The organism is Flavobacterium artemisiae (assembly GCF_042678225.1).
GTDB classification, from domain to species: Bacteria; Bacteroidota; Bacteroidia; order Flavobacteriales; family Flavobacteriaceae; genus Flavobacterium; species Flavobacterium artemisiae.
In genome coordinates this window covers 171,534-197,943 of sequence record NZ_JBHUDZ010000007.1, presented here as the reverse complement: position 1 = coordinate 197,943, position 26,410 = coordinate 171,534, and the positions used below count along the sequence as shown (strand labels likewise).

Here is a 26,410-nt window from a genome sequence, read left to right as displayed (position 1 = left end):
TAGTTTTATTCAATGTTTTATCGGTTAGAAACGCTTCGTTTGTTCCATTTAATGTCACTAAGCATTCCAGATTTGATTCCAATAAAGAAATTCCAGTTAGAATTTGTTCCAAGCGGCTGGTAGTTAAAAGCCATTCTCCAGCTTAATAAATCTCGCTCAAAACGGAATTGTGTAAAAGTAACCCCTTGCTGCACAAAATCATAACCTGTAGAGACACCGCCTTTCCATTTAGGGGTAATATCCATATTGACAGAAACCATAAGGGAATTACCGCTTATTTTGCTTTCTCGGTTAACATTTTGATAGGTTAACGAGTAGGCAAGTGTCATGTCCCACGGAATCTTAGAGTTAAAGAACTCCGTAATTACATCCTCTTCTCTGTCTGGTTCATTGGCAAATTGACTATTTCTACTGTCATTTAAGTCTGTATTGGTACCAAATAAATCATCGTTTCGTCCTCCATTCCGCTGACTCTGTGAGTTTTTTTCTTTGTTGTCGCCTTTGTTTGAAAACGAATAATTCAATGTAACATTGGCACTCGTCATTCTAAATAAACTACCGCCATTGTCAATATTGTATTTATTGATTCTTGTACCAGAATTGTCAATTGCATAAGGGTCTAATGTTGCACCGAAGTTCATGTTCAATTTATTATCAAAAAACTGAGTACCACCGCTGATTAAAACTGGAGACCATCCTAAAACTGTTTTTCCGTCTGCATTGAAATTATAACTTGTATTAAAGTTTAAATTGTTCAGCAGCATTATTTTTTTAGGTTCTGTCTTTGTGCTGTCTTGGTCACGAACTTTTGCTTCAAAAGTGTTGCTTAATGAGAAACCTACAATGTTAGAATTGTCTTTACTCGGCTGTCCAAAAATACTGTTTTCAAAACGTGTATACTGCCCCGTAATTCTTCCAGATGCATCAAGTGTATAGTTGTCGTAATAACGCTCAAAACTAGGTGTATAAGAGTAAGTAATACTTGGACGCATTACGTGTCTTATGGCTTGAATTTTTTTGTCCTCTCCAAAATTAAACGTACCGTAAATAGTAGTTCCTAAATTGGTGCTGAAATTGTAAGTCCTAAAGGCGTCAAAACCATTTACTGTTTTAGTGTCAACTTCGCCTTTTTCTGCGCTGTAATCTTTAGCAACTGTTTTGTTTACCCAAGTTTCCTGGTACGTTGTTGAAGCTCCCGCACTAAAATATTTAAAGATTTTAAAGTTGGTACTAATCGGAATAGTCTGCTGCATTCCTAATTGAGCATCGTTAAACATCTGTGGTTTAAAGAACAATGAATCTTTAGTTTTAAAGTAATTTTTACCACTTACGTTATATTGTAAGTTGATGTTTTTAATTAAACCTTTCTTAGTCCCGTTTTTACCCACAAAAGGATAAATACGATCAATACTTCCTTGCAATGCAGGCAAAGTCATGATAATGTCTTCGGTTTGTGTATTTTGCTGATGCGTTGCAGTTAACGAGATACGAGATCCTGGAATTGTATTAAAAGTTTTGTTGTATGAAATAGAAGAACTTAAAGTATTATTAAGATTTGAACCAATGTTAGCTTGGTTTATAGATCGCTTAAAATATTTACTACTACCCATATTCACAGAAGCAGAGAATGTAGAATTTGGGTTAGATTTTGTGTCTTTTGAATGTGACCATTGAATGTTGTAAATGTTTTCTTTTGAATAATCAGGATAACCGCGTTCACTGTTGATCAGATTTTCAAAACGGATATTGACATTTCCTCGGTATTTATACCTCGTGGCATAAGCAGATTCAAAACGCATCGCGTAACTTCCGTTGGTATAATAATCGCCGAGGACTGTTAAGTCGTAATTATCACTCAAAGCAAAATAATAACCTCCATTTTGAAGCGAGAAACCTCGAGTATTCGAATCGTTATAACTTGGAACAATAATTCCAGAAACGCTTTTTTCTTTACTTAAAGGAAAAAATCCGTACGGAAGCGCCAACGGAGTAGGTACATCGGCAATAACCATTTGGGTTAAACCAGTAACAATTTTTTTACCTGGAACAAATTTGATTTTACTGGTTCTAAAATAGTATTCAGGATTGTCAATGTCTGTAGCTGTTGTGATACGCGCACCTTTTAAGAAATATGTAGAGTCATTTTCTTTTTTAGTAACGGCCGCTTTTATATTTAATTCGCCTTGTTTAGTTCGTGAATTATAAATTAAAGCTCTTTGTGTTTTGAAATTAAATCGAATAGAATCGGGCTGCACCTCATTTTCTGCTTGTTTAAAATTTGGGTATTGAACTAACACCCCCGCAGAATCTTTGATTCTTCCGGCATAAACTTCATCCTTTTCGTAATTAAGGATAATGATTCCCGATTTTAATTCTACATCTTTGTAATAGAGTTCAGCCTCATTATACAAAGTGATCAATTTATTTTTTTGATCAATTTTCGCATAATCTTTAGCTTTATATCTCACTTTTCCGTCCAAAAAAGTCTTTTTAGGCTTAACAGTATCCAGTTTAATGGTGTCTGTAGCTATATTAACCTGTTTATCTGTTTGTTTTCCAGCAGGTAAAGGTTTCTTTTGGTTTTTTATTTCTTGAGAATATAATTTACCACATCCTATAGTTAGGAAAAATGATATTAAAACGATATTAAATAAGTTTGTATGCAAAGGTTTAAATACTATTTTTGTAAAATTATGGCTTGTTTTTTGACATGTCAAACTTACATATAATTTTTTGGCAAAAATAATCAATTGTGAAAATTATAGGAGCTGCGTTTTATTAAAATTAACTTTTAGATTTATGAATAGAATTAACAAAATTAAGGTAATATTTACTTTTTTTCTAACGATACTCTCATTTTGTGCTTATAGTCAGTCAAATGTTTTTAAGGTAACACTAGATGCGGGGCACGGAGATCATGACTTTGGCGCCGTTTACAGCGGTCGGATCGAAAAAAATATTGCTTTAGCTATTGTTTTAAAAGTTGGTAAAATTTTAGAACTAAATCCAAATGTTAATGTTATCTACACCAGAAAAACAGATGTTTTTATTGATTTAGTAGAAAGAGCAAATATTGCAAACAGAGCAAATTCGAATATTTTTGTTTCAATTCACTGTAATGCCAACAAAAATACGGCTGCAGACGGAACAGAAACGTATGTAATGGGTTTGACTAAATTAGCATCCAATCTTGAAGCTGCGAAAAAAGAGAACTCTGTAATTACCTTAGAGAAAGATTATCAGCGTAAATACGAAGGTTACGATCCAAATTCGCCGGAATCTATGATTGGAATGACTTTGATGCAGGAAGAATATTTGGATAACAGTATTTCGCTTGCAACTAAAATCGAAGATAATTTTGAGAAATTAGGAAAAAAACTTCGTCAGGGAGGTGTAAAACAAGCACCATTTATGGTTTTGCATAAAGCTTATATGCCTAGGGTTTTGGTAGAAACAGGATTTGTATCTAACCCGACAGAAGGAAATATTTTAAATTCGGAAGAAGGGCAGGACGATATTGCAAAAGCTATTGCAGAAGCAATTTTAAGTTATAAAAGAGAATATTTTGGTTCTGGAACAGAAGTTCCAGAGAGTCGGCCCATAAGAGATACTTCAACTCCGGCAAAACCAAAAACAACACCAGTTGCGGTAACAAAAAGTGCTCCAAAAGGAACATTTTACAAAGTACAGCTTATAGCTAGTATTAAAAAAACACCTTTAGAACCTAAAAATTTTAAAGGTTTAAAAAATGTAACCATGATTTTTGAGAATAATATTTACAAATATTTTTACGAAGAAACTTCAGATTACGAAAAGGCTAAAAAATTTCTGCAAGAAGCTAAGGGTAAAGGATATGGAGCAGCATTTTTGACAGCAACAAAAGATGGAGAAAAAATCAGTATTCAAGACGCGATCAAATAAAAAGCGCAAGTTCGAATAATTATATTAATTTTGTACAAACACTAAGAATTTTGAAAGTAACAAGAGAAATTAAAACGGCTATATTAGTCATTGCGTCAATTTTATTATTTATCTGGGGATACAGTTTCTTAAAAGGCAAAGACCTTTTTACAAATTATAAAGTATTATACGTTGAGTATGATAATGTTGAAGACTTGTCAGCTTCGGCTCCAGTAACACTAAACGGACTTGCTATTGGTAAAGTCAGCAAAATTACAATCGATGAAGTAACAGGAAAACTATTGGTTGAATTACAACTAAAAACAGATTTCCCGATTTCTAAAACAAGTAAAGCTGCAATCTATTCGCCAAGTTTAATTGGAGGTAAACAAATAAAAATTGTTCCAAATTTTGCTGATAAAGATTTGGCAGAAGATGGACAAAAATTAGAATCTCAAATAGAACTTGGATTGACAGAGTCTTTGGGAGGTAAAATCGAACCAACTCAACAAAAACTAGATCGAATGCTGGTAAGCATCGATACTTTAGTTCATGGCTTAAACAATATTTTAGATAAAAAAGGCCAAGCTGATCTTAAGAAAACACTGGCAGAATTAAGCCAGACTATGGAGCAGTTTCATAAAGCTGGAGGCAGTATCAACAATATTTTAGATACAAATAAAGGTCAGATTAATGGAGTGGTTACAAACTTCAATAAAATGTCTAGCAATTTTTCTAAAATATCTGATTCATTAAATAAAGCTGATTTAGGAAAAACAGTTAGAAACCTAAATCAAACATTGGCAAAAGTTGATTTGTTAATGAATAATTTGAATTCAGGAAAAGGAACAGCAGGAAAAATTCTTAACGATGATGCTTTGTATAACAACTTAGCAAAAACTTCTAAAGAGTTAGAATTATTATTGCAAGATGTTCGTCTTTATCCAACACGTTACGTGAATGTTTCTCTTTTCGGAAAGAAAAACAAACCTTATGTGGCGCCAACAGAAGAAACAAACTCAACTGATAAAAAATAATTATAAATGAGTTATTTAGATAATATTTTATTTGCCTTACTTCTTGTAGCGGGTTTTGGTTTTTTTACAGCGAGCGTAAAAAAAATCTACCGAAACATTAATTTAGGAGTAGATGTAGATCGAAAAGATAATCCGAAAGCTCGTTGGAAAAACATGGCATTGATTGCCTTAGGACAATCAAGAATGGTGAGACGCCCTGTTGCTGGAATACTGCATATATTTGTTTATGTAGGTTTTATAATTATTAATATTGAATTATTAGAAATAATCATTGACGGATTATTTGGAACGCATAGAATCTTTGCACCTTATTTAGGTGTTGTGTATGATGTTTTGATCGCGTCATTTGAAATATTAGCTATCCTTGTAATTTTTGCTGTTACGGTATTCTGGATCAGAAGAAATTTTATTAGGCTGAAACGTTTCATTCATTCTGATTTAACAGGATTTCCAAAAAGCGATGCGAATTACATTTTGTATTTCGAAACTGTTTTGATGATCTTGTTTTTATTAATGAATGCTGCCGATTTTCATTTACAAAATGTACCAGGAGGATTTTCTCATTTTCACAAAGCAGGAAGTTTTCCAATCAGTCAAGTGATTGCACCAATTTTTAATGGTACATCAAATGAATTGGTAGGATTGCTGTATGAACTTTTTTGGTGGCTTCATATTACAGGTATTTTGATTTTTATGAATTACTTGTATTTCTCAAAACACCTGCACATTCTTTTGGCTTTCCCAAATACCTATTTTGCTAATTTAAAACCAGAAGGACAATTTGATAACTTGGCTTCGGTTACAAAAGAGGTAAAATTAATGATGGATCCAAATGCAGATCCGTTTGCAGCTGCGCCTGTGGATGAGAATGCGGCACCGTCTAAATTTGGAGCAAGCGATGTTCAGGATTTAAACTGGGTTCAGTTATTAAATGCTTATACCTGTACAGAATGCGGACGTTGTACATCAGCTTGTCCGGCGAATCAAACAGGGAAAAAATTGTCTCCTCGTAAGATTATGATGGATACAAGAGATCGTTTGACAGAAGTTGGAAAAAATATTGATGCTAATAAAGGTACTTTTGTTCCAGACAACAAAACACTTTTAAACGATTATATCACTCCAGAAGAATTATGGGCATGTACATCTTGTAATGCCTGCGTTGAAGAATGTCCTGTAAATATTAGTCCGTTATCTATTATTATGGATATGCGTCGTTTCTTGGTTATGGAGCAAAGTGCTGCGCCAATGTCATTAAACGCTATGATGACTAATATTGAAAACAACGGTGCGCCTTGGCAGTACAGCCAGCAGGATCGTTTAAATTGGAAAAACGAGAATTAATAAATTCTTTAGTAATAATATAGAAATTTAGATTTCAGAATAAAATTTGAAACTTTAAACTTTAAACAAAGAGAGAGAAATGTCAGAAAGTTTAGTAGTGCCAACAATGGCAGAAATGCTTGCCGAAGGAAAACAACCAGAAGTTTTGTTTTGGGTAGGCTGTGCCGGAAGTTTTGATGATAGAGCAAAAAAAATCACCAAAGCGTTTGTACGTATTTTGAATCGTACGAATGTTTCTTTTGCAGTTTTAGGAACAGAAGAAAGCTGTACTGGAGATCCTGCAAAAAGAGCTGGAAATGAATTTTTGTTTCAAATGCAGGCGATGATGAATATCGAGGTATTGAATGCTTATGAAGCAAAGAAAATTGTTACCGCTTGCCCACACTGTTTTAATACTTTAAAAAACGAATATCCTGAATTAGGAGGTCAATATGATGTAATTCACCACACAGAGTTTTTGAAATCATTAATAGATGATGGAAGACTTGCAGTTGAAGGTGGACAGTTTAAAGGCAAAAAAATTACGTTTCACGATCCTTGTTATTTAGGAAGAGCGAATAAGGTGTATGAAGCTCCGAGAGATTTAATTCAGAAATTAGACGTTGAATTGGTTGAAATGAAACGTTCTAAAGCAAATGGATTATGCTGTGGAGCAGGAGGAGCGCAAATGTTTAAAGATGCAGAACCAGGAAACAAAGAAGTAAACGTGCTTCGTACGGAAGATGCTTTGGAAGTAAAGCCCGATATTATTGCAGCAGGTTGTCCGTTCTGTAATACCATGTTAACTGACGGAATCAAACACGAGCATAAAGAAGGAGAGGTAAAAGTAATGGATATCGCTGAGTTAATTGCGAATGCGCAGGATTTGTAATCTAAGTTGCAAAGCTGCAGAGTTACAAAGATTCAAAGTGATTAAATTTTTGAAGTTTTTGAACTTGAAACTCTAAACCTGAAACTTCAAAAAAATTTAAAATCAACAATCTAAAATTAAAAAATGTATATACCTTTTGAAGATTTACCGGGCGAATCTAGAATTTGGATTTACCAATCGAACAGAAAATTTTCTGAGGCAGAAATTTCTGAAATCGAAACTGATTTAAAGGCTTTTATAGAACAATGGGCCGCACACGGCACCAGTCTTGAAGCTTCTTATTTGTTGAAATACAACCGCTTTATTATTCTGGCTGTAAATCAAGAAATACAGTCTGCTACGGGATGTTCTATAGATAGTTCTGTAGAATTTATTCAAAGTTTGGAGAAGAAATATGACGTTGATTTACTTGATAAAATGAACGTTACTTTTAAACTTGGAGAACATATTGCGCACAAAACATTAATTGACTTCAAGAAAATGGTTAAAGATAAAGCTGTAACAGGAAATACAATTGTATTTAACAATCTTGTTACTAATATAGAAGAGTTTAATGATGCTTGGGAAGTTCCTGCGGCAGACAGCTGGCACAGCAGATTTTTCTAATAATTTAACAACAATATTTTAAAAAGCAGGAATTTATAATTCCTGCTTTTTTTTTCAATTTGATGAATATTTTTTTCTTTATATTTACTTTTTAATTAAGAAGAAAAATACTTATAAAATCTAAAAAATTTATGAAAGAACAAATAAAAAGTGCGGCTAAAATTACAGCGAAATCATCTTTAAAATGGATTACAATTGTGTTCTTAGGCAATTTGTTTACCTTGATTTGTTTTTTGATTATTTTGTTTCAAAACACTAGTCTGGCAGGCGGAGGGCACGGAAGTGCATATGCTTTAGTTGTGAATTTGTTTTTAAACAATATCTGCGGGTTTCTTTTGTTTGTAGGAGCACCTCTTTTTATGGTTGGCTATTTTATGATTGCGAATAAAGTTGCGATTCAAACCGTAATACACCAAGTTTGGAAAAATAACGCGTCAAAATATATTGAAGATAAAGTGATTTTTTTGGTAGATAAATTAACAACGTCTAATAATGTTGCAAATTCTATTTCGAATGGAACAATGCTTCGTTTGCAGCTTTTGGAAGCAAATAAAAGAGATAAAGAAAGTTCGGCGATAAAGAAAAAAGCTATAGGTTATGTGTTTAGTAAAATTCAATTGGATGATATTGATTTTAGTAATAAAGACTTAAAACTTTCAGAAATTATTTCTTTAAAACTTAATAAATTTATATCTGAAGCTGTTGAGCCTTCGTTTTTGTTTTTTTGGCTTTTATTATCTTTTCAATTGATTTTGATTATTGCGGCTCAGTTTTTTAACTAAAATTGACTCTAGTATAAAAGTAAACCCGACAAGTTTTTTAAACCTGTCGGGTTTGTTTTTTCTTATGAAAATAAAAAGTTCTAATCTAGCCCCGATGGGAGCGGCATCCTTTTTCTGGCTTCTTTAGACAGAAAAAGATACAGCGGACAAGCGGGACCTGTGGTCTTGTAAAATTAAAATGTTGCTGCTTCTCATAATAATTAGGAACGCTTACTTCTAAATTATTAAATAGAAATTAATCTAATAATGTCGAAAATCTAACAATTTAAACGTTCGATAAGACGTGATTTTTGAGTACTTTCGTAGTTATTAAATTTTATCCATGAAAATAGCAATTGTTTGTTATCCTACTTTTGGCGGAAGTGGCGTTGTAGCTACAGAACTCGGTCTTGAGTTAGCCAGAAGAGGACACGAAATACACTTTATAACATACAGTCAGCCAGTAAGGTTGGCACTTTTGAATCCGAATGTGCATTATCACGAAGTAAATGTTCCGGAATATCCATTATTTCATTATCAGCCTTATGAATTGGCTTTATCGAGCAAGTTGGTCGATATGGTTAAATTGTACAAAATTGAGCTTTTGCATGTGCATTATGCAATTCCACACGCTTACGCGGGTTATATGGCAAAGCAGATGTTGAAAAATGAAGGGATTAATCTGCCGATGATTACAACATTGCACGGAACCGATATTACACTGGTTGGAAATCATCCGTTTTATAAACCTGCAGTAACATTTAGTATCAATAAATCGGATTATGTGACTTCGGTTTCCCAGAGTTTAAAAGACGATACTTTGAAATTGTTTAAGATTAAGAACAAAATTAAAGTGATTCCGAATTTTATTGAGTTGAATAAAGTAAAGAAAGATCCGACTGCGCCTTGCCATCGTTATGTGATGGCGAAGGAAAACGAAAGGATTATAACGCATATCAGTAATTTTAGAAAGGTAAAACGTATTCCAGATATTATCAAGATTTTCTTTAATATACAGAAAGAAATTCCTGCTAAATTAATGATGGTCGGCGATGGACCAGAAAAAGAAAAGGCAGAAATTTTATGTCAGGAATTAGGGATTTTGGACAAAGTAATTTTCTTTGGAAACAGCCACGAGATTGACAAAATTTTATGCATGACTGATTTGTTTTTACTTCCATCAGAAACCGAAAGTTTTGGTTTGGCAGCGTTAGAAGCTATGGCTTGCGGTGTTCCGGTTATTTCGAGTAATTCAGGCGGTCTTCCAGAAGTAAATTTTGAAGGATTTTCGGGTTACTTAAGTGATGTTGGAAACGTTGAAGAAATGGCTGCGAATGCGCTTAAAATTTTAAAAGATGATACTGTTTTGAGTCAGTTTAAAGCTAATGCACTTGAGGTGGCGAAGAAATTTGATATTCATAATATTCTGCCGAAATACGAAGCTTTGTATCAAAAAGCGGTTGATGATTATAAATACGAAAAACATTAATTTAAAGAGAAGCAAATGAAAAAAGTAATTTCGATTTTAGCCATTTTTGTTTTGATTTCGTGCGGAGCAAAGAAAAATGCCGGCGCCACTGGATTGTATGAGGTTTTGACAACGCAGTCTGACGGCGGTGGAAATATCAAGTTTTTTGAGATTTTGACTGAACCGAATGAAATTAAAATGCTGGAAAATGATCCTCTTTTGGCTTCTAAAGTTAAAAATAGTGACACCAATACTTCCAATTATGTGATTTTGAATATGGGTGAAAAAAATACCAGCGGTTACAGTATCGAGGTTGTTAAAGTGGAAGAAACAGATAAAAATATTGTCATTACGGTTAAAGAAAATAATCCTTCTCCAGATGCTATGACGATGCAGGTGATTTCGTATCCGTATACTGTTGTTAAAATAAATTCTAAGAAACCTATTCTTATACAATAAGGAAGTTAGCTTTTAATTTAAATCTCGCAAAGTCGGTAAGTCACAAGGTTAAAACTTTGTCATTTCTTGACTTTGCGAGATTTTTTTATTGCAACTTGCGAACTTTGCGTAAAGCTGGCGTTCTCAACGGTTGAGTTAAATCGTATGCATAAAAAAAACCTGCAGCTTTAACACGACAGGTTTCTTCTTACAATTATTTTTTATTTTAATTTAGAATCTGAATTTAACCCCTAAACCGACGTCAAATCCAAAGTTATCGTCATCATAGTAGCCTGATCCAATTTCTGGTCTTGCGTCTAATGATAGTGTGATTGGCACTTCTTTAAATCTATATTCGATACCGATATCTCCAGCAGCAAAAACATAAGTTCCGCTATCATCATATCTGTAGTTATTGTTGTAGTAGTTGTAATCCCAAGCGGCAACTCCACCACCGACACCTGCGTACCAGTTGAAGCCTCCGTCAATGTTCCAAACCCATTGGTAAAGAGCAACACCTTTTATAGCGTCTACATCTCTGCTGTTTCTCCAACCCAAATCAAATTCTAGTCTGTTTTTTTGATTTAATCCTAATTGGTAAGATACTTCACCTCCAAATCCGTTATTGTCTCCTAAACGTAAACCTAATGCGTGCTTTGAAATTTCTTGAGATTGAGCCGTAAATGCTAATCCGAAGAGCATAATGGCAGATAATAAAATCTTTTTCATAAAAATGGTTAATTAATTTTTTTCAAATGTATAATTACAGTTATATAGAGAACGTATATTATTTTTGAAAATTGTTATATAATTTACATTTTTATGCATTTTATGCCTCTACAAAGGCTATAAAGCTGATTTTAGTAGATTTACTTCAATATAATATTGGAAATTAATTGTGTAGTCAGTGTATCTTCCATTTCAAAAAGATTTTCTTCTTCGATAAAATTACTGGCTTTATAAGAGAATAATTTCCAGCGTTTTTTATGATATTCGAGTGCAGTGAGATTTTCTACCCAATCTCCAGAATTAAGATATAAAGTAGAGCCGTATTTGTTTTCTATGGTTGCTATTTTGGGCTCGTGAATATGACCGCATATAACGTAGTCGTAATTTTTTTCGATTGCTAAATCGGTTGCTGTGGTTTCAAAATCAGAAATAAATTTGACAGCTTTTTTAACGCTCGCTTTAATTTTTTTAGAAAAAGAATAAGGTTCACGACCCAATTTTGCCAGACACCAATTTGCAAATCGATTGATTAGAATTAGATAATCGTAACCTAATCCGCCCAGTTTTGCAATCCATTTTGAGTGCTGTACAGATGCATCAAAGACGTCTCCGTGAAAAATCCAGGCTTTTTTATCGTCTAATTCTAAAACTAATTTATCAACCAAAGCAAAATTCCCCATATTCATATCACTGAATTTACGAAGAATTTCGTCGTGATTTCCAGTAATATAATAGACTTTTGTGCCTTTAGAAGCCATTCCAATAATGCGCTGAATAACTCTTAAATGAGACTTTGGGAAATATGATTTTCTAAACTGCCAAGCATCAATAATGTCTCCGTTTAAAACTAAAGTTTTGGGTTTAATGCTTGAAAGATAGTTGTTTAGTTCTTTTGCATGACTTCCGTAAGTTCCCAAATGAACATCAGAAAGAATGACCAATTCGACATTTCTTTTTTTCAATTTTTCTTGATTTGAAGTTTAACAAATAAAAGAAAGTTTGATGAGTTTTATTTTATCAAAAGGTTATGAAAAAGAGGATATTTTTACCAAATTGTAATTTTTAATCGACTTAATGTTTAGTTAATAATACCAGTTTTAAATTTTTTAATTTAATTCATAAAACTTACATTTGCTCAAAACAAATTACAATGGCGGGAAACAGCTACGGCACACTATATAAAGTAACAACATTTGGAGAATCTCACGGCGAAGCATTAGGTGGAATTATTGATGGATGTCCTCCAGGAATACAACTTGATTTTGAAGCAATTGAATTGGATATGGCTCGAAGAAAACCGGGACAATCTGCAATTGTAACGCAGAGAAAAGAACCAGATGCAGTTCAGTTTCTTTCAGGAATTTTTGAAGGAAAAACAACAGGAACACCAATCGGTTTTATTATTCCTAATACCAACCAAAAGTCTGATGATTACTCCCATATCAAAGATAATTACAGACCAAGTCACGCCGATTATGTTTATGATCAAAAATATGGTTTCCGTGATTATCGCGGCGGCGGCAGAAGTTCTGCTCGTGAAACTGCAAGCAGAGTAGTAGCTGGGGCAATTGCAAAACAAATGCTTCCTGAAATTAAAATCAATGCTTATGTTTCTTCTGTTGGACCAATTCATTTAGAAACTCCTTATCAAGATTTAGATTTTTCAAAAATAGAAAGTAATCCTGTTCGTTGTCCAGACGAAAAATCGGCAGCGATTATGGAAGAATATATTCGTGATATTCGTAAACAAGGAGACACTGTAGGAGGTGTAGTTTCTTGTGTTATTCAAAACGTTCCAGTTGGTTTAGGTGAACCGGTTTTTGATAAACTTCACGCTGAATTAGGAAAAGCAATGCTTTCTATCAATGCCGTAAAAGGTTTTGAATACGGAAGTGGTTTCTCTGGTTCTGAAATGAAAGGAAGTGAACACAACGATTTATACCATCCTGACGGAACAACAAAAACAAACCTTTCGGGTGGTATCCAAGGCGGTATCAGCAACGGAATGGATATTTATTTTAGAGTAGCTTTTAAACCTGTTGCAACTATTATGCAGACACAGGACTCATTGGACAATAAAGGAAACATTACACCAATGACAGGAAAAGGACGTCATGATCCGTGTGTAGTGCCTCGCGCTGTGCCAATTGTAGAAGCAATGGCCGCAATTGTTTTGGCCGATTTTTATTTAATCAACAAAACATATTAGTAAAAGGTAAGACAGTGAGGGTCTTATATTTTAATAATCAAAAAAAAAATTAATGCAAGTAAAAGAAAATCAGAAAAAATCATTTTTTAAAGGATTAACGGGGCAGATCTTGATCGCAATGTTTCTAGGGGCAACTTTAGGAATTATTCTGCACAACACCATTTCGCCAGAAGCCGCACAGTCATTTAGCACTAAAATCAAAATGCTGGCGACTATTTTTATTCGTTTGGTTCAAATGATTATTTCTCCTTTAGTTTTTACCACTTTAGTAGTTGGAATTGCTAAATTAGGAGATATTAAAACCGTTGGAAGAATTGGCGGAAAAGCACTTGGTTGGTTTTTTACTGCTTCATTTATTTCTTTATTAATTGGTTTATTCTATGTAAATATTTTACAGCCAGGCGTTGGTCTAAAATTAGAACACGTAGATATGGCGGCAGCTACAGAAGTTACAGGGAAAACTCAAAATCTTTCTTTTGAAAACTTTGTAGAGCATATTGTTCCGAAAAGTATTATCGAAGCAATGGCAACAAACGAAATCCTGCAGATTGTAGTTTTTTCTATTTTCTTCGGATTAGCGGCAGCTTCTTTAGGATCTACTGTAAAACCAATTATTGGTGCTTTTGATAAATTATCTCATATTGTTCTAAAAATGGTAAATTATGTAATGAACTTTGCTCCAATTGGAGTTTTTGGTGCCATTGCAGCTGTATTTGCTATTAGAGATGCAGAAGAATTGGTAATTACATACTTTAAATTCTTCGGATCATTTTTGATTGGTATTAGTACATTATGGGTTCTGTTGATTGCGGTAGGATATATTTTCTTGAAAGGAAGAATGACCGAATTATTGAAGCGTATTACCGGACCATTAGCGATTGCTTTTGGAACAACAAGTAGTGAGGCGGTTTTTCCTAAATTGACAGAAGAATTAGAAGCATTTGGAGTAAAAGATAAAATCGTTTCATTTATGTTGCCGCTGGGGTATTCTTTTAACCTTGACGGAAGTATGATGTACATGACTTTTGCAAGTATTTTTATCGCACAATTTTATAATGTGCACCTAGATTTAGGAACTCAGATGGCAATGCTTTTGGTTTTAATGTTAACCAGTAAAGGTATTGCAGGTGTACCAAGAGCAAGTTTGGTTGTTGTAGCTGCAACTTGCGGTATGTTTGATATTCCGATTGAAGGAATTGCTTTGATACTTCCTATCGACCATTTTTGTGATATGTTTAGAAGTGCAACCAATGTGTTAGGAAATGCATTAGCAACTTCTGTTGTAGGACAATGGGAAGATGGTAAAGGAGTTGAGGCAGACTTGAATGAATAAATGAAATATAATTTGACTTATTTGCTTGGTTTTTATTGAGTTAAAAGGTTAAACAAAACAATAGAAAAGCTGTATTTTTTTTTGAAATACAGCTTTTTTTTATTTTAAAGTGTATATTTGGCGAAATTAGCCGATTAATGCCCCAAAGACGGATTTTTTTATTTCTATTTTCCTTGCTGATTGGTTGTTTCAATTCGGCAGTAGGGCAGTCTGACCCTGTTTCAGAAACACAGATTAGAAAGCTTACAGATCAGGCTTGGGAGTACTACAAAGAGTCTAATTTCGAAAAATCATTAATTACTTCTCGCGTTGCTTTAAACTACGCAACATTTGCAAAAAACAATTACTTAATTGCAAAATCGTACAAAATTATCGGAGGAAATTTTAACGAACTTTCAGAATTCGATAAAGCGATTTTCTTTTATCAAAAAGCCTTGTTTTATGCCAATAAAACAGAGAGCGATTCTATTAAATACAGTCTGTATAACAACTTAGGGAATATTTATTGTTTTGAAAAAAAGCAATTCGACAGAGGAATTAATTGTTATAAAAAATCTATAGCCTATAGTTTTAAGCTCAATAATGTGAGCCAGATTTATTTTACCAATGTAAACATGGCTTGGGCTTATTTTGATATTGGAAAATTTGAAGAAGGTTATCCGTATTTGAAATTTGTGGGAAATAATGTCGAAAAGTATGGAGACAAATCCACAGAGATTGTCTTTAATATGCTGAACGGAATGTATTCTAATTACTGCGGACAGAACGAAGCGGCAAATGGTTATTTTTTAAAGGCAATCGAGTCTGGAAAAAATAGCGAGGAAGAATCGGATTTGTCTTATGCACACTTGGAATATTCTAAATTTTTAACTAAAGTTAAAAAGTATAAAGAAGCCTACGATAACTTAGTTCTCTTTAATAAAATTACGGAAAGATTATACAGTCAGGAAAAATTAAAAAAAGCTTCTGCAGCAGGATTTAATTTGGAACTCGACGAATACAAAAGACAGATTGATAGAATTGAGAACGAGAAAACAAGTCAGTCGCAAAGTCTTAAAAAGTCTCGAATTATTGTGATTTTATTTGTTTTGATTTCGTTTATTCTGCTCTTTTTAATTATCACTTTAGTCCAGAATATTAGATTTAAGAAAAAACACAATTTAGAGCTTCTGTTAGCAAAAGAAATTGCAGAAGAAGCTTCGTTACTCAAAACACAATTTATTTCGACTATAAGCCACGAATTGCGTACACCGCTGTATGGTGTGGTAGGTATTACCAATATGTTGCTCGAGGAGCATAAAGAATTGTCAAAAAGCCAGCATTTAAGTTCGCTTAAATTTTCTGCCCGTTATTTATTGTCTTTAGTAAATGATATTCTTCAAATTAATAAAATTGAAGAAAATAAAGTGGTTTTGGAAAATCTCACTTTCAATATTTCAGATGAAATCACGGTGATCAAAAATTCTCTTTCATTTCTTTCACAAAAAAACAACAATAAAATTTCTATCGATATTGATCCTAATATTCCAGAATATTTGATTGGAGACAAACTTCGTCTAGCACAAATATTAATGAATTTAGTAAGTAATGCTTTGAAATTTACAAAAGATGGTGAAGTTGAAATCGTAATAAAACTGAGTAAGGTAGAAGGGAAAATGAATTTCCTTGACTTTTTAATAAAAGATAATGGTGTTGGAATTGCAGTTGTAGATCAAGGTAAAATCTTTGAAAAATTTGTTCAGGTTGGTCGTAAAGATGAAGATTATCAAGGAACAGGCTTAGGTCTTAGTATTGTAAAAAGATTGTTAGGTCTTTTTGGAAGTACAATTACGTTGGATAGTGATCTCGGAAGAGGAACTTCATTTTCGTTTGTTATTCCGTTTGAGCATGATTTAGCCAAAACGAAAAATATTATAAATGAAATTGAGGTAGATTTAACCTCTAGTGAAATTTATAATATTCTGGTTGTCGAAGATAATTTGATCAATCAGCTGGTGACCAAAAAGATTATCGAAAAGAATAATTATAGATGCAAAGTTGTAGATGATGGTTTTGCGGCTCTAAAAGTTCTGGAAACAGAAGTATTTGATATGATTTTGATGGATATCAATATGCCTCTAATGAACGGATTTGAAACCACAAAAAGAATTCGTTTGTTAGGAATCGAAACGCCTGTAGTGGCGCTAACAGCTTTTGATAAAGACGAAATTACCGATGAAGCTCTTTCTTCTGGAATCAATGATATTATTATTAAACCTTTTGAGCCTGTAAAACTCTTTAAAATAATCAATTACCTTATAAACGAAAAAAACGCTGTTTAGTACCAGCGTTTTTTGTTTTTCTTAGAAGTATTTGATTTTCGCGATTTATGAGCACCGCCACTTCTGTTTGAGCTTTTTGGTTTTTCTCCTGCTTCAGGGCTTCCAGAATGCCATTGATACGGATGTTCTGAAATCGTTTTTACATCGACTTTAATTAATTTCTGAATATCTTTCCAATACGGAAGTTCGTCTTTACCGCAGAATGAAATTGCAATACCGCCATTTCCTGCACGACCGGTTCTTCCGATACGGTGAACATAAGTTTCAGGAATATTTGGAAGATCAAAATTGATAACATACGGAAGTTGTTCAATATCAATTCCTCTTGCAGCAATATCTGTTGCGACCAAAACGCCGACTTCTTTATTTTTAAAAGCATCTAAAACGCGCTGTCTTGCATTTTGAGATTTGTCTCCGTGAATAGCTTCAGCTGGAATATCTTTTTTACGAAGTGCTTTTACAACATTATCAGCTCCATGTTTTGTTCTTGAAAACACAAGTACATTTGATAGATTTTCTTCTTTAATCAAATGATATAGTAGATTTCTTTTTTCTGTTTTGTCAACAAAATAAATACGCTGTTCTACATTTTCTGCTGTAGATGAAACAGGAGAAACTTCTACTTTTTCAGGATCCTGCAGAAACATTTCGGCTAATTCGCGAATTGCGATAGGCATTGTAGCAGAAAAAAGAAGTGTTTGTCTGTTTTTTGGTGTTAGTTTTACAATCTTTTTTACATCGTTTATAAAACCCATATCCAGCATCTGATCCGCTTCGTCTAAAACTAGAGTATGAAGATGATTAAAATCTAGAAAACCTTGTTTATGCAAATCCAGCAGACGTCCAGGAGTTGCAATTAAAATATCGACCCCATTTTTTAAAGCATCAACTTGTGGGTTTTGAGAAACACCTCCAAAAATAGTTAACTGTACTAAGTTGGTATATTTAGCGTAAGTGTCAAAGCTTTGTCCGATTTGAACTGCCAATTCGCGGGTTGGCGTAACTACTAATGCGCGAATTTGTTTTGTCTTTTTTGAAGAGCCGACAATACGGTGTAATTGGTGTATAATTGGAATAGCAAAAGCCGCTGTTTTTCCTGTTCCTGTTTGTGCACAACCAATTAAATCGCGTCCAGAAAGCACAATCGGAATTGATTTTTCTTGAATAGGAGTGGGATTTAAATAGCCTTCTTCAAATACGGCTTTTTGTATACTTTTTGAAAGTGATAAATCTTCGAATAACATATCTTAAGTGTTAAGCATTTTAGTTTAAAATACTAAAATGCTGTGCAAAGATAGGTTTATTCGATCAATCGTTTATTTTAATTGACTTTTATTTAGCAAATAGCCACTTTTGAGGAAGAAAAAAGACGTTAGACAATTAGTCTTTTTCGATGTTTGCTTTTATAAAATCGGTTACCAGATAACCAATTAATTTACCGATTAGATTATTGTTTGGCGAATTGTCCAAATCTGGTGCGCCTTCGCAAATATGAAGATAGGCAGCGTTTTTATGTTCGCCGAAAAATGAAACAAATTGTCTTAATTCTTCAACAGAAAATCCGCTGATGGTCATGGCGCTGCTGGCAATATTTGGAATAGCGTCTAGATCAATTTCAATTCCGAAAGCATCATTTTTGATAAAATCCAGCGCCGTAATCATTTCACGGTTAAAGTCTTTTTCTTTTCTGATGTTTACACTGTCGTAAGTATTATAACGAACACGGTCTTCAAGCTTTTTAATGATATCTAAAACGCTTTTTGAGGTATAGTTTTCATGAAGTCCGAAAATGAAATATTTCTTTAAAAAACCTTCTTCATAAGCGTATGAAAATCCGTTGCCGCTATGACGTCCTTCCAGAATTCTAAAATCGGAATGCGCATCAAAATTTACTGCATTTATTGGTTTTCCTTTCGCTAAAGCGGCACCTTTAATATTTCCGTAAGCATTATTATGTCCGCCTCCAATAATAATAGGCGTTTTTCCAGCTTTAATAATATTAAAAATAATATGTGAAACCTCTTTGTCTATTTTTTCAACTAATTGGCTTAATTTAGAACGATCATCAATGTCATTAAAATCAAGATTTTCAACATCGCGCATTTGTTCAGTAACATTAATATGTCCTAAAACGATAATCTGGCTTCCTTTAGAAAAACGATTATGCTGAATATTAGCAATGCTTTTAATAGCGCTCTGCCACGCAGAAGCGGCTCCAGGTCTTCCGTAATTAGCACGCACGCCGATATCTTCAGGAATTCCTAAAAGGACATATTTGGCTTCGCTTTCTTTTAGAAAATCAATTATGTCAGCACCGCTTGGTATGACAATCATTTTTTCTCCGAACTTGATTTCACCGCTTCTATGATTGGTTACTTTAGCCAAATCATTTATAGTAAAAGGGATTAATTTCTCCATGAAAAAAATTTATTCTTCAAAAATAATATAATTGTAGAAACTTACGTTATTACCTTATATTAATTCTTAAATTTGTTATTAAAGAAAATTATTTAAATATGGAAAACCCAAAGAACAACAATTCAAGTCTAAAGGCGGTAATCGCAGTTTTAGCAGTCCTACTGGTTGGTAGTTTAGTGTATATTTTTAAATTGTCATCTGATTCTGATGTTACAAAAACAGAACTTACGACAACATTAACAGAGAAAGAATCTGTGATGAAAGATCTGCAGGAGTTAAAAGCCACTTATGATGCTGCAATCGCAGAAAATACGTCAATGTCTGACGAATTAATTCAAGAAAGAGACAAAGTTGTAGCTTTGATGGATGATTTGAACAAATCTAAAGGAGATGTTTCTAAATACAGATCTCAAGTTCAGGCAATGCAAAGCAAAATGAAAACTTTGGTTGCAGAAAATGACGAATTGAAAAAACAAAATGGTGTTTTAACTACTCAAAGAGATAGTACAATTGTAGTTTTAGGAGAATCTAAAAAATACAATGAAGTATTAGTTGGTCAAAATGAAGAGTTAGCAAAAACAGTTGAAAAAGGTTCTAAATTATCAATTTTGAATACTAAAACAGCTGCTTACAAATTGAAAAGCTCAGGAAAACAAATCGAAACTGACAAAGCTAGCCGTGCAGATATTTTGAAAATTAGTTTTACAATTGCAGAAAATCAAATTGCTAAATCTGGTGACAAAACGTATTATGTACAAGTTATCGATGCTAAAAATAACGTTTTAGGTGATAAGAAAACAGAAAGCTTTGGAGATAATTCTTTAACTTACAGCTTTAAAACAACTGTACAGTACGAAAATAAATCTGTAAATGTTGTTCAAGATCTTCCAGGTAAAGATTTTGCAAAAGGAACTTACTTTATCAATGTATTTGATAATGATGAATTAGTATCTAAAACTAGTTTCAGTTTAAGATAATAGGCCGAAAGGATTAATAATACCACTAAGATATTAAAGGTCTGTGATTTTTCACAGACCTTTTTTTATGGAATAATGTTTGGTGAAATTTTAATTTAATCTGTGAATATCTGCCAAAATCTGTTTAAATCTGCGTGAAATATTTACACATAGATTTTTCACGCAGATTTAAACAGATTTGAGCAGATCAAATTAGATTTTAATTATTTAATTGAATTGTTCGATTGTACTTCAGCAAACAACTCAGCTTAAAATTTTGCCTTCGATGAAAACAGATTCAATTAAATTGCTTCCAAAGGCATAAGGAATTTGATAATAAGAAGAAATTGGTTTTGTGAGGATCAAGTTGGCTTTTTTGCCTTTTGTAATACTTCCGTGGGTATTTGAAATTCCCATTGCGTAAGCACCGTTTATTGTTGCGGCATTAATAGCTTCTTCAGGCGTCATTTTCATTTTAATGCACGCAGTTGCGACTACGAAGTTCATGTTTCCAGATGGAGTAGAACCGGGGTTGAAATCAGTTGCTAATGCCAAAGGTAAACCTGCTTTAATCATTTCGCGCGCGGGTGTGTACGGAATACTTAAGAAATAAGAACAAGAAGGTAAAGCTACAGGCATTGTTTCTGTGTTTTTTAAAGCCTCAATATCTTCTGGATTCATAATTTCGAGATGATCAACAGAAAGAGCATTGAATTTGACTCCAGCCTGAATACCTCCAATCGAATTAAATTGATTGACGTGAATTTTTGGTTTTAAACCAAAAGCCAAACCAGCTTCCATAATCGTTTCAGTTTCTTCAACAGAAAAATAACCACTTTCGCAAAATACATCAACATAATCGGCTAGATTGTTTTTGGAAATTTCTGGCAGCATTTCATTGATGATTTCGTCAATGTAGCCTTTTTTATTTTCTTTATAATGAACAGGAAATGCATGTGCGCCAAGAAATGTAGATTTAATGGCAATTGGATAATTTTCGGCTAGTTTTTTAATAACACGAAGCATTTTTAGTTCTCCATCAATCGTTAATCCGTAACCTGATTTTATTTCTACGGCTCCGGTTCCTAAATGCATTACTTCTTCAAGACGGATTTTAGACTGCTCGTAGATTTCTTCTTCTGTGCTGTCATTGAGTTTCTTAGCAGAGTTTAAAATCCCGCCGCCTCGATTGGCAATTTGTTCATAAGACAATCCGTTAATGCGGTCTACAAATTCTTGTTCACGATTACCAGCATATACAATATGTGTATGACTGTCGCACCAAGAAGGCAGAACAACTTTTCCAGTGGCATCTATAATTTTATCAGCTTTAATCTCTGGAAGATTTTCCATTGATCCAAAATCTTCAATTAGATCATCCTTCAAGATTAGAAAAGCATTTTTTATGGTTGGAAGAGTCGCCATTTCAGAACCTGAGACTTTAGTAATTGAAGTTTCACGAACTTGTAATAATTCTTGAATGTTTGTGATTAAGGTTGTCATTGCAGTATTGTTATAAAACACAAATTTCACAAATTTACACGAACTAATCCGTGAAATCTGTGAAATTCGTGTTTTTGATTTTTATTTTAATTATTCTGAAACTGAAATTTCAAACATTTTGCTCCAGTTTTTACCAGTTACAAAAATAGTTTTGGTTTTTGGGTTGTAAGCAATTCCGTTAAGAACATCGTCTTTAGTAATATCGGTCATTGTTTTTCTTAAATCAGATAAATCTAGAATTCTTTCGACAGCGCCAGATTGTGGGTTTACAACTGCAATAGCATCTTTAAACCAAATATTAGCGTAAATTTTTCCGTCAATCCACTCGATTTCATTAACTGCTTTAATTTTAGAACTTCCAGAATACACATTAATATAATCAATCATTTTTTGAGTAGCAGGATCCACTTTCCAGATTTTTTCAGTTCCGTCGGTTTGGTAAATGTTTTTACCGTCATTTGTCATTCCCCAGCCTTCGATATCTTTTTCAAAATCAAAGGTTTTTTCAAGTTTTAATGTTTTAGCATCGTAGATAAAACCTTTTTTGTTTTTGTAAGTTAACTGAAATAATTTTCCATTAATAAAGGTAATTCCTTCACCAAAATATTGTTGGTCTAAATCAATTTGTTTAAAAACTTTCCCAGTTTTATAATCGTATTTCTTAATAAAAGAAGCTCCTTCTTGTCCTGTACTTTCATACAATGTATCGTTGTAAAATTCTAAACCTTCTGTAAAAGCTTTTTTGTCGTGAGCAAAAGTGTTTACGATTTTATATTTTAAAAGTTTCGGCTCAATATCCGAAACCACTTCAATTCTTTTGGTTGCATCAGATGAATCTCCTCCAAAATAAACTGTTGCTTTTAGGTATTGATAACCTAATTTTTGATCTATTAATTCAAATCTAAATTCTTTAGCACCTTTTGTGCCTCCGACTCTTTGATCGTTTACGAAGTAGGCAACGCTGTCAATTTCTTTCGATTTTGGGTTTAAAACTCCAATATTAAGCGCGTCTTTTTGCGTAAGATGGGCTGGAAAAGCAGAATCATCGATAGTAAACAAAGAATTTTCACCTTTATTTTTATCTCCACATCCAATTAATGTGATTCCTAATAAAATGACAGATAGGAAGTTATATTTTTTCATGGTTAAAAATTTGAATAAGCCAATATACGATGATATTTTTATAGCAACAAAGTTCTTGCAAAAATATAAAAAGGTTGTATATTTGCACCGGCAAGTCCTACACGACCAGCTCCTGCAGACTCCCCCAGGATGGGAACATAGCAAGGGTACGTGGTTGAGCGGTGCGATGTAGGTCGCTTGCCATTTTTTTATTTTTTAGAATTAATTAGTTTGTGATCTTCCTTTATGGAAGATTTTTTTATTTTTGGACATTTGGAAAACCAATATGAGTGATAAAATTTCAAAAATAGTGCTAATTATTCTGGTTATTGGCTTCGGATATTTAATCAAAACTTGAATTTAAATACTGGTTGGACCATTAAAAACTTATAAACCATAACTTATAACTTAAAAAATGAGTAAAGTCGTTTTAATTACCGGAGGATCATCTGGAATCGGAAAATCTATTGGAGAATTTTTGCATCAAAAAGGTTTTGTTGTTTATGGAACAAGCAGAAATCCTGAGAAGGTTCTAAATTCTGTTTTTCCGCTTGTTGCTTTAGATGTTCGTGATGCTGCATCGATAAAAGCTGTGGTTTTTAAAGTTATTGCAACTTCTGGAAGACTCGATATTGTAATTAATAATGCCGGAGTTGGAATTACGGGTCCGCTGGAAGAAATTCCGACTGAAGAAATCAGAAATAATTTTGAAACTAATTTCTTTGGGCCGATTGAAGTGATGAAAGCAGTTTTGCCACAAATGCGTGAACAGAAATCGGGTTTGATTATTAATATTACTTCTATTGCCGGATATATGGGATTGCCTTATAGAAGCGTTTATTCGGCTTCTAAAGGTGCTTTGGAATTGATTACAGAAGCGCTGCGAATGGAAGTTAAATCTTTCGGAATTGAAATTACAAATGTGGCGCCTGGAGATTTTGCAACAAATATTGCGGCGGGACGTTATCATGCGCCTGTTATTAAAGATTCGGCTTATGAAAAGGTTTACGGGGATATGCTTTCTACTATGAATGAACATGTTGATGCGGGAAGTAATCCGAACGAAATGGCAGAGGCGGTTTATAAAATTATTGAGACTAAAAAGCCAAATGTTCATTATAAAGTTGGTGCTTTTATGCAGAAATTTTCGATTGTTTTAAAACGCGCGCTACCAGATAAAATGTATGAAAAGATGTTGATGAATCATTATAAGCTGTAAAAATTCATTGAATTTTTTGCGGTATTAAATGCGTAAATATCATTCTTTTGATTTTACGCATTTTTATTAAATATACTGTGCTTTTTTATCTATCCCTAAGAAATACAGCTAATTGTTCTACTTCTAATTGAGGCATTTTTACAACACATTCTATAGTTTGTGTTTCGTTTTGAATTACCAATATACCTTCGTTGTCTTCTTCATAACCTGATGCTTTAGCTGAATAAGAAATGTTGTTACGTGTAATATTCTTTTTAGCATCTTTAAACCATTTATAATCTGCTTCGTATATTATTTCTTCATTGGTAAATAAAATGGTTTCTTGACCATAAGTATTCCATAAAGAAACTCTGAGCATAAAAAATCCTATTAGGGAAAAAATTCCAATCCCAATTAAAAATCCAAAATGAAATCCGTTTCCTGAAGCTATAGAAGCAATCATGCTGCTGATTGGAAAAATAAAAAATGAAAATGCCAATGTCCAGAGAATTAAACGAATGATGAATGGTGATTTACGGACGCTAAGTGTCAAAAGATTTTTTTCTAAAGAATATTGGGCCATTTTTTATTTGTTTATAATGAAAGTCTGTGCTAAAATAGAAAATTAATTTGTTGATTTCTTGTGTGAAAAATACGCTTTTTTTAAATCCATTTTATTTTATAGTAAGATGGATTTATATTTTTTTATTAGGCTTGCTGTTTATTTGAGTTGAGCAGCTACTTTTATTGATGTTATAAATTACTCATTGGAATTATTTTGTGATTTTTAGTATAAATTACAAATTGATTTGGTTTTTGAAATTGTTATTGATATTGATTTCGTAATTTTGCAGCTGAATTTGCGTGAGGGATAGAAGCTTACTACCGAAGTAGTGCGGATAGCCCGACCAGATTTGAGAAAGGCGCTCATAAGCGGTTTGTTGAGTGCGCCTTTTGCAAATATGGTCACGCCCAATATATCAACACATTTAAATTTAATTAAATATGAAATTTTTTATTGACACAGCTAACTTAGCTCAGATTAAAGAAGCGCAAGCTTTAGGTGTTTTGGATGGTGTAACTACTAATCCGTCATTAATGGCTAAGGAAGGTATTACTGGAAAAAATAATATTTTGAAGCATTATGTAGACATTTGCAACCTTGTTGAAGGTGATGTAAGTGCTGAAGTTAATGCTTTGGATTATGACGGAATGATCAAAGAGGGAGAAGAGTTAGCAGAATTACACGATCAAATCGTGGTTAAATTACCGATGACGAAAGAAGGGGTAATGGCTGCTAAATATTTTTCTGACAAAGGAATTAAAACTAACGTAACTCTTGTTTTCTCTGTTGGTCAGGCTCTTTTGGCTGCTAAAGCAGGTGCAACTTATGTTTCTCCGTTTGTTGGTCGTTTAGATGATATTTCTACAGATGGTTTAAACTTGATTCAGGAAATTAGAGAGGTTTATGATAACTACGGTTACGAAACTCAAATCTTGGCTGCTTCTGTACGTCATACTATGCATATTGTAAATTGTGCTAAAATTGGTGCTGATGTTATGACTGGACCACTTTCTGCAATTTACGGATTGTTGAAACACCCGTTAACTGATATCGGTTTAGCTCAGTTCGTTGCTGATTTCGAAAAAGGAAATAAGTAATCCTTTAGCTTTACAAAATTAAAATCGTCTTTTTTCTAACGAGAAAAGGCGATTTTTTTTACTTTTATATGAAACTTAAATGATTGAATATGAAAGTGATATTGGTTATTTTGGCTTTTTTTGCTGCTAGTTTTTCGATAACTGCTCAGACAGCAAAAGTGATTACTTCGGTAAATGATGCTGGAGATGTAGCTACTTATGAATTGGATTGTTCGGTTAAATTTCAAACATTGGCAAAAGGACTGCGATACAATATTACGCGTCATGAGTTTAAAGGGCCGGAAATGAAAAATTCTTATCGTTTATTGCTGGTCATGGATGGGTTTTATTCTAAAACTTTGAATAGTGAAATGACTATTTCGGCGGTTTTAAGTGATGGCACTGTTTTAAAGGCTAGAAAAACGATAGAAGAGGATGGTTTTTTTGATGGCGCTTGTACTTTGAAAATTAAAGATCCAAAAGCCCTTTTAGAAGTTGATATTGATAAAATTATCATTCATGCCGATAAAGATGTTGTTTATACTATTTCTGAGC

23 protein-coding genes and 1 other RNA gene are annotated in these 26,410 nt (G+C 33.3%); 16 read left to right on the top strand and 8 right to left on the bottom strand.

From position 1 onward, the window contains the following. Nucleotides 1–17 precede the first annotated feature (17 nt). Nucleotides 18–2,717 carry a putative LPS assembly protein LptD gene (locus ACFSC2_RS06070; protein WP_379816514.1) on the bottom strand — a complete coding sequence of 900 codons (2,700 nt, stop codon included), beginning with the start codon at nt 2,715–2,717 and terminating at the stop codon, nt 18–20. Between the two features lie 82 nt (nt 2,718–2,799). Between ACFSC2_RS06070 and ACFSC2_RS06065 the strand changes: the two genes are divergently transcribed. The 8 genes from ACFSC2_RS06065 to ACFSC2_RS06030 all read left to right on the top strand — a co-directional run bounded on the left by ACFSC2_RS06065 (nt 2,800) and on the right by ACFSC2_RS06030 (nt 10,446). Further along, nucleotides 2,800–3,921, top strand: coding sequence for an N-acetylmuramoyl-L-alanine amidase family protein (locus ACFSC2_RS06065; protein ID WP_379816513.1), 1,122 nt, complete (start codon nt 2,800–2,802; stop codon nt 3,919–3,921). Between the two features lie 50 nt (nt 3,922–3,971). Then, complete coding sequence (locus ACFSC2_RS06060) at nt 3,972–4,937, top strand: MlaD family protein (RefSeq protein ID WP_379816512.1); 966 nt, start codon at nt 3,972–3,974, stop codon at nt 4,935–4,937. Between the two features lie 6 nt (nt 4,938–4,943). Beyond that, complete coding sequence (locus ACFSC2_RS06055) at nt 4,944–6,281, top strand: 4Fe-4S dicluster domain-containing protein (RefSeq protein ID WP_379816511.1); 1,338 nt, start codon at nt 4,944–4,946, stop codon at nt 6,279–6,281. A gap of 79 nt (nt 6,282–6,360) precedes the next feature. Next, the gene (locus ACFSC2_RS06050) at nt 6,361–7,152 is read left to right on the top strand and encodes a (Fe-S)-binding protein (protein WP_379816510.1); all 792 of its coding nucleotides are present in this window, start codon (nt 6,361–6,363) and stop codon (nt 7,150–7,152) included. Nucleotides 7,153–7,275: 123 nt separating this feature from the next. Continuing rightward, the gene (locus ACFSC2_RS06045) at nt 7,276–7,758 is read left to right on the top strand and encodes an ABC transporter ATPase (RefSeq protein ID WP_379816509.1); all 483 of its coding nucleotides are present in this window, start codon (nt 7,276–7,278) and stop codon (nt 7,756–7,758) included. A 131-nt stretch (nt 7,759–7,889) separates the two neighbouring features. Continuing rightward, nucleotides 7,890–8,540, top strand: a complete 651-nt coding sequence (locus ACFSC2_RS06040; RefSeq protein ID WP_379816508.1) for a hypothetical protein — start codon at nt 7,890–7,892, stop codon at nt 8,538–8,540. Between the two features lie 322 nt (nt 8,541–8,862). Next, nucleotides 8,863–10,008, top strand: coding sequence for an N-acetyl-alpha-D-glucosaminyl L-malate synthase BshA (gene bshA, locus ACFSC2_RS06035; protein WP_379816507.1), 1,146 nt, complete (start codon nt 8,863–8,865; stop codon nt 10,006–10,008). Nucleotides 10,009–10,023: 15 nt separating this feature from the next. Further along, nucleotides 10,024–10,446 (top strand): protease complex subunit PrcB family protein, encoded by a 423-nt coding sequence (locus ACFSC2_RS06030; protein ID WP_379816506.1) that lies wholly within the window; start codon nt 10,024–10,026, stop codon nt 10,444–10,446. Nucleotides 10,447–10,656: 210 nt separating this feature from the next. Here ACFSC2_RS06030 and ACFSC2_RS06025 read toward each other — a convergent pair whose 3' ends face one another. Further along, nucleotides 10,657–11,154 (bottom strand): hypothetical protein, encoded by a 498-nt coding sequence (locus ACFSC2_RS06025; RefSeq protein WP_379816505.1) that lies wholly within the window; start codon nt 11,152–11,154, stop codon nt 10,657–10,659. Nucleotides 11,155–11,294: 140 nt separating this feature from the next. Further along, nucleotides 11,295–12,116, bottom strand: a complete 822-nt coding sequence (locus ACFSC2_RS06020) for a UDP-2,3-diacylglucosamine diphosphatase (RefSeq protein ID WP_379816504.1) — start codon at nt 12,114–12,116, stop codon at nt 11,295–11,297. A 188-nt stretch (nt 12,117–12,304) separates the two neighbouring features. On the opposite strand from ACFSC2_RS06020, the gene aroC reads away from it, so the two are divergent. From aroC to ACFSC2_RS06005, 3 genes are all read left to right on the top strand, one after another. Further along, on the top strand, nt 12,305–13,363 hold the full coding sequence (aroC, locus tag ACFSC2_RS06015; protein WP_379816503.1) for a chorismate synthase: 1,059 nt from the start codon (nt 12,305–12,307) through the stop codon (nt 13,361–13,363). Between the two features lie 52 nt (nt 13,364–13,415). Beyond that, nucleotides 13,416–14,696, top strand: a complete 1,281-nt coding sequence (locus ACFSC2_RS06010) for a dicarboxylate/amino acid:cation symporter (RefSeq protein ID WP_379816502.1) — start codon at nt 13,416–13,418, stop codon at nt 14,694–14,696. A 173-nt stretch (nt 14,697–14,869) separates the two neighbouring features. Then, nucleotides 14,870–17,017 (top strand): response regulator, encoded by a 2,148-nt coding sequence (locus ACFSC2_RS06005; protein WP_379816501.1) that lies wholly within the window; start codon nt 14,870–14,872, stop codon nt 17,015–17,017. On the opposite strand, the gene ACFSC2_RS06000 is transcribed toward ACFSC2_RS06005, so the two are convergent. Both ACFSC2_RS06000 and ACFSC2_RS05995 read right to left on the bottom strand, forming a co-directional pair. Then, nucleotides 17,014–18,261 (bottom strand): DEAD/DEAH box helicase, encoded by a 1,248-nt coding sequence (locus tag ACFSC2_RS06000; RefSeq protein WP_379816500.1) that lies wholly within the window; start codon nt 18,259–18,261, stop codon nt 17,014–17,016. The two genes, ACFSC2_RS06005 and ACFSC2_RS06000, sit on opposite strands and share 4 nt — an antisense overlap. A gap of 136 nt (nt 18,262–18,397) precedes the next feature. After that, on the bottom strand, nt 18,398–19,435 hold the full coding sequence (locus ACFSC2_RS05995; protein WP_379816499.1) for a formimidoylglutamase: 1,038 nt from the start codon (nt 19,433–19,435) through the stop codon (nt 18,398–18,400). A 98-nt stretch (nt 19,436–19,533) separates the two neighbouring features. Between ACFSC2_RS05995 and ACFSC2_RS05990 the strand changes: the two genes are divergently transcribed. After that, nucleotides 19,534–20,412, top strand: coding sequence for a hypothetical protein (locus ACFSC2_RS05990; RefSeq protein ID WP_379816498.1), 879 nt, complete (start codon nt 19,534–19,536; stop codon nt 20,410–20,412). A gap of 243 nt (nt 20,413–20,655) precedes the next feature. On the opposite strand, the gene hutI is transcribed toward ACFSC2_RS05990, so the two are convergent. Then, nucleotides 20,656–21,894, bottom strand: coding sequence for an imidazolonepropionase (gene hutI, locus ACFSC2_RS05985; protein ID WP_379816497.1), 1,239 nt, complete (start codon nt 21,892–21,894; stop codon nt 20,656–20,658). Nucleotides 21,895–21,984: 90 nt separating this feature from the next. Further along, nucleotides 21,985–23,037 (bottom strand): glutaminyl-peptide cyclotransferase, encoded by a 1,053-nt coding sequence (locus ACFSC2_RS05980; RefSeq protein WP_379816496.1) that lies wholly within the window; start codon nt 23,035–23,037, stop codon nt 21,985–21,987. 88 nt (nt 23,038–23,125) lie between these two features. Here ACFSC2_RS05980 and ffs point away from each other — a divergent pair. Both ffs and ACFSC2_RS05970 read left to right on the top strand, forming a co-directional pair. Then, an RNA gene (ffs, locus tag ACFSC2_RS05975) (signal recognition particle sRNA small type) lies at nt 23,126–23,223 on the top strand. Nucleotides 23,224–23,431: 208 nt separating this feature from the next. Beyond that, a complete protein-coding gene (locus tag ACFSC2_RS05970) occupies nt 23,432–24,235 on the top strand; it encodes an SDR family oxidoreductase (protein WP_379816495.1) in 804 nt (267 codons plus the stop codon). A gap of 85 nt (nt 24,236–24,320) precedes the next feature. On the opposite strand, the gene ACFSC2_RS05965 is transcribed toward ACFSC2_RS05970, so the two are convergent. Then, complete coding sequence (locus ACFSC2_RS05965) at nt 24,321–24,797, bottom strand: hypothetical protein (protein WP_379816494.1); 477 nt, start codon at nt 24,795–24,797, stop codon at nt 24,321–24,323. A gap of 422 nt (nt 24,798–25,219) precedes the next feature. On the opposite strand from ACFSC2_RS05965, the gene fsa reads away from it, so the two are divergent. Together fsa and ACFSC2_RS05955 are read left to right on the top strand one after the other, a co-directional pair. After that, nucleotides 25,220–25,876 carry a fructose-6-phosphate aldolase gene (gene fsa, locus ACFSC2_RS05960; protein ID WP_071638751.1) on the top strand — a complete coding sequence of 219 codons (657 nt, stop codon included), beginning with the start codon at nt 25,220–25,222 and terminating at the stop codon, nt 25,874–25,876. A gap of 89 nt (nt 25,877–25,965) precedes the next feature. Beyond that, nucleotides 25,966–26,410: hypothetical protein (locus ACFSC2_RS05955; RefSeq protein WP_379818591.1), on the top strand; the 445-nt coding region annotated here is incomplete at its 3' end.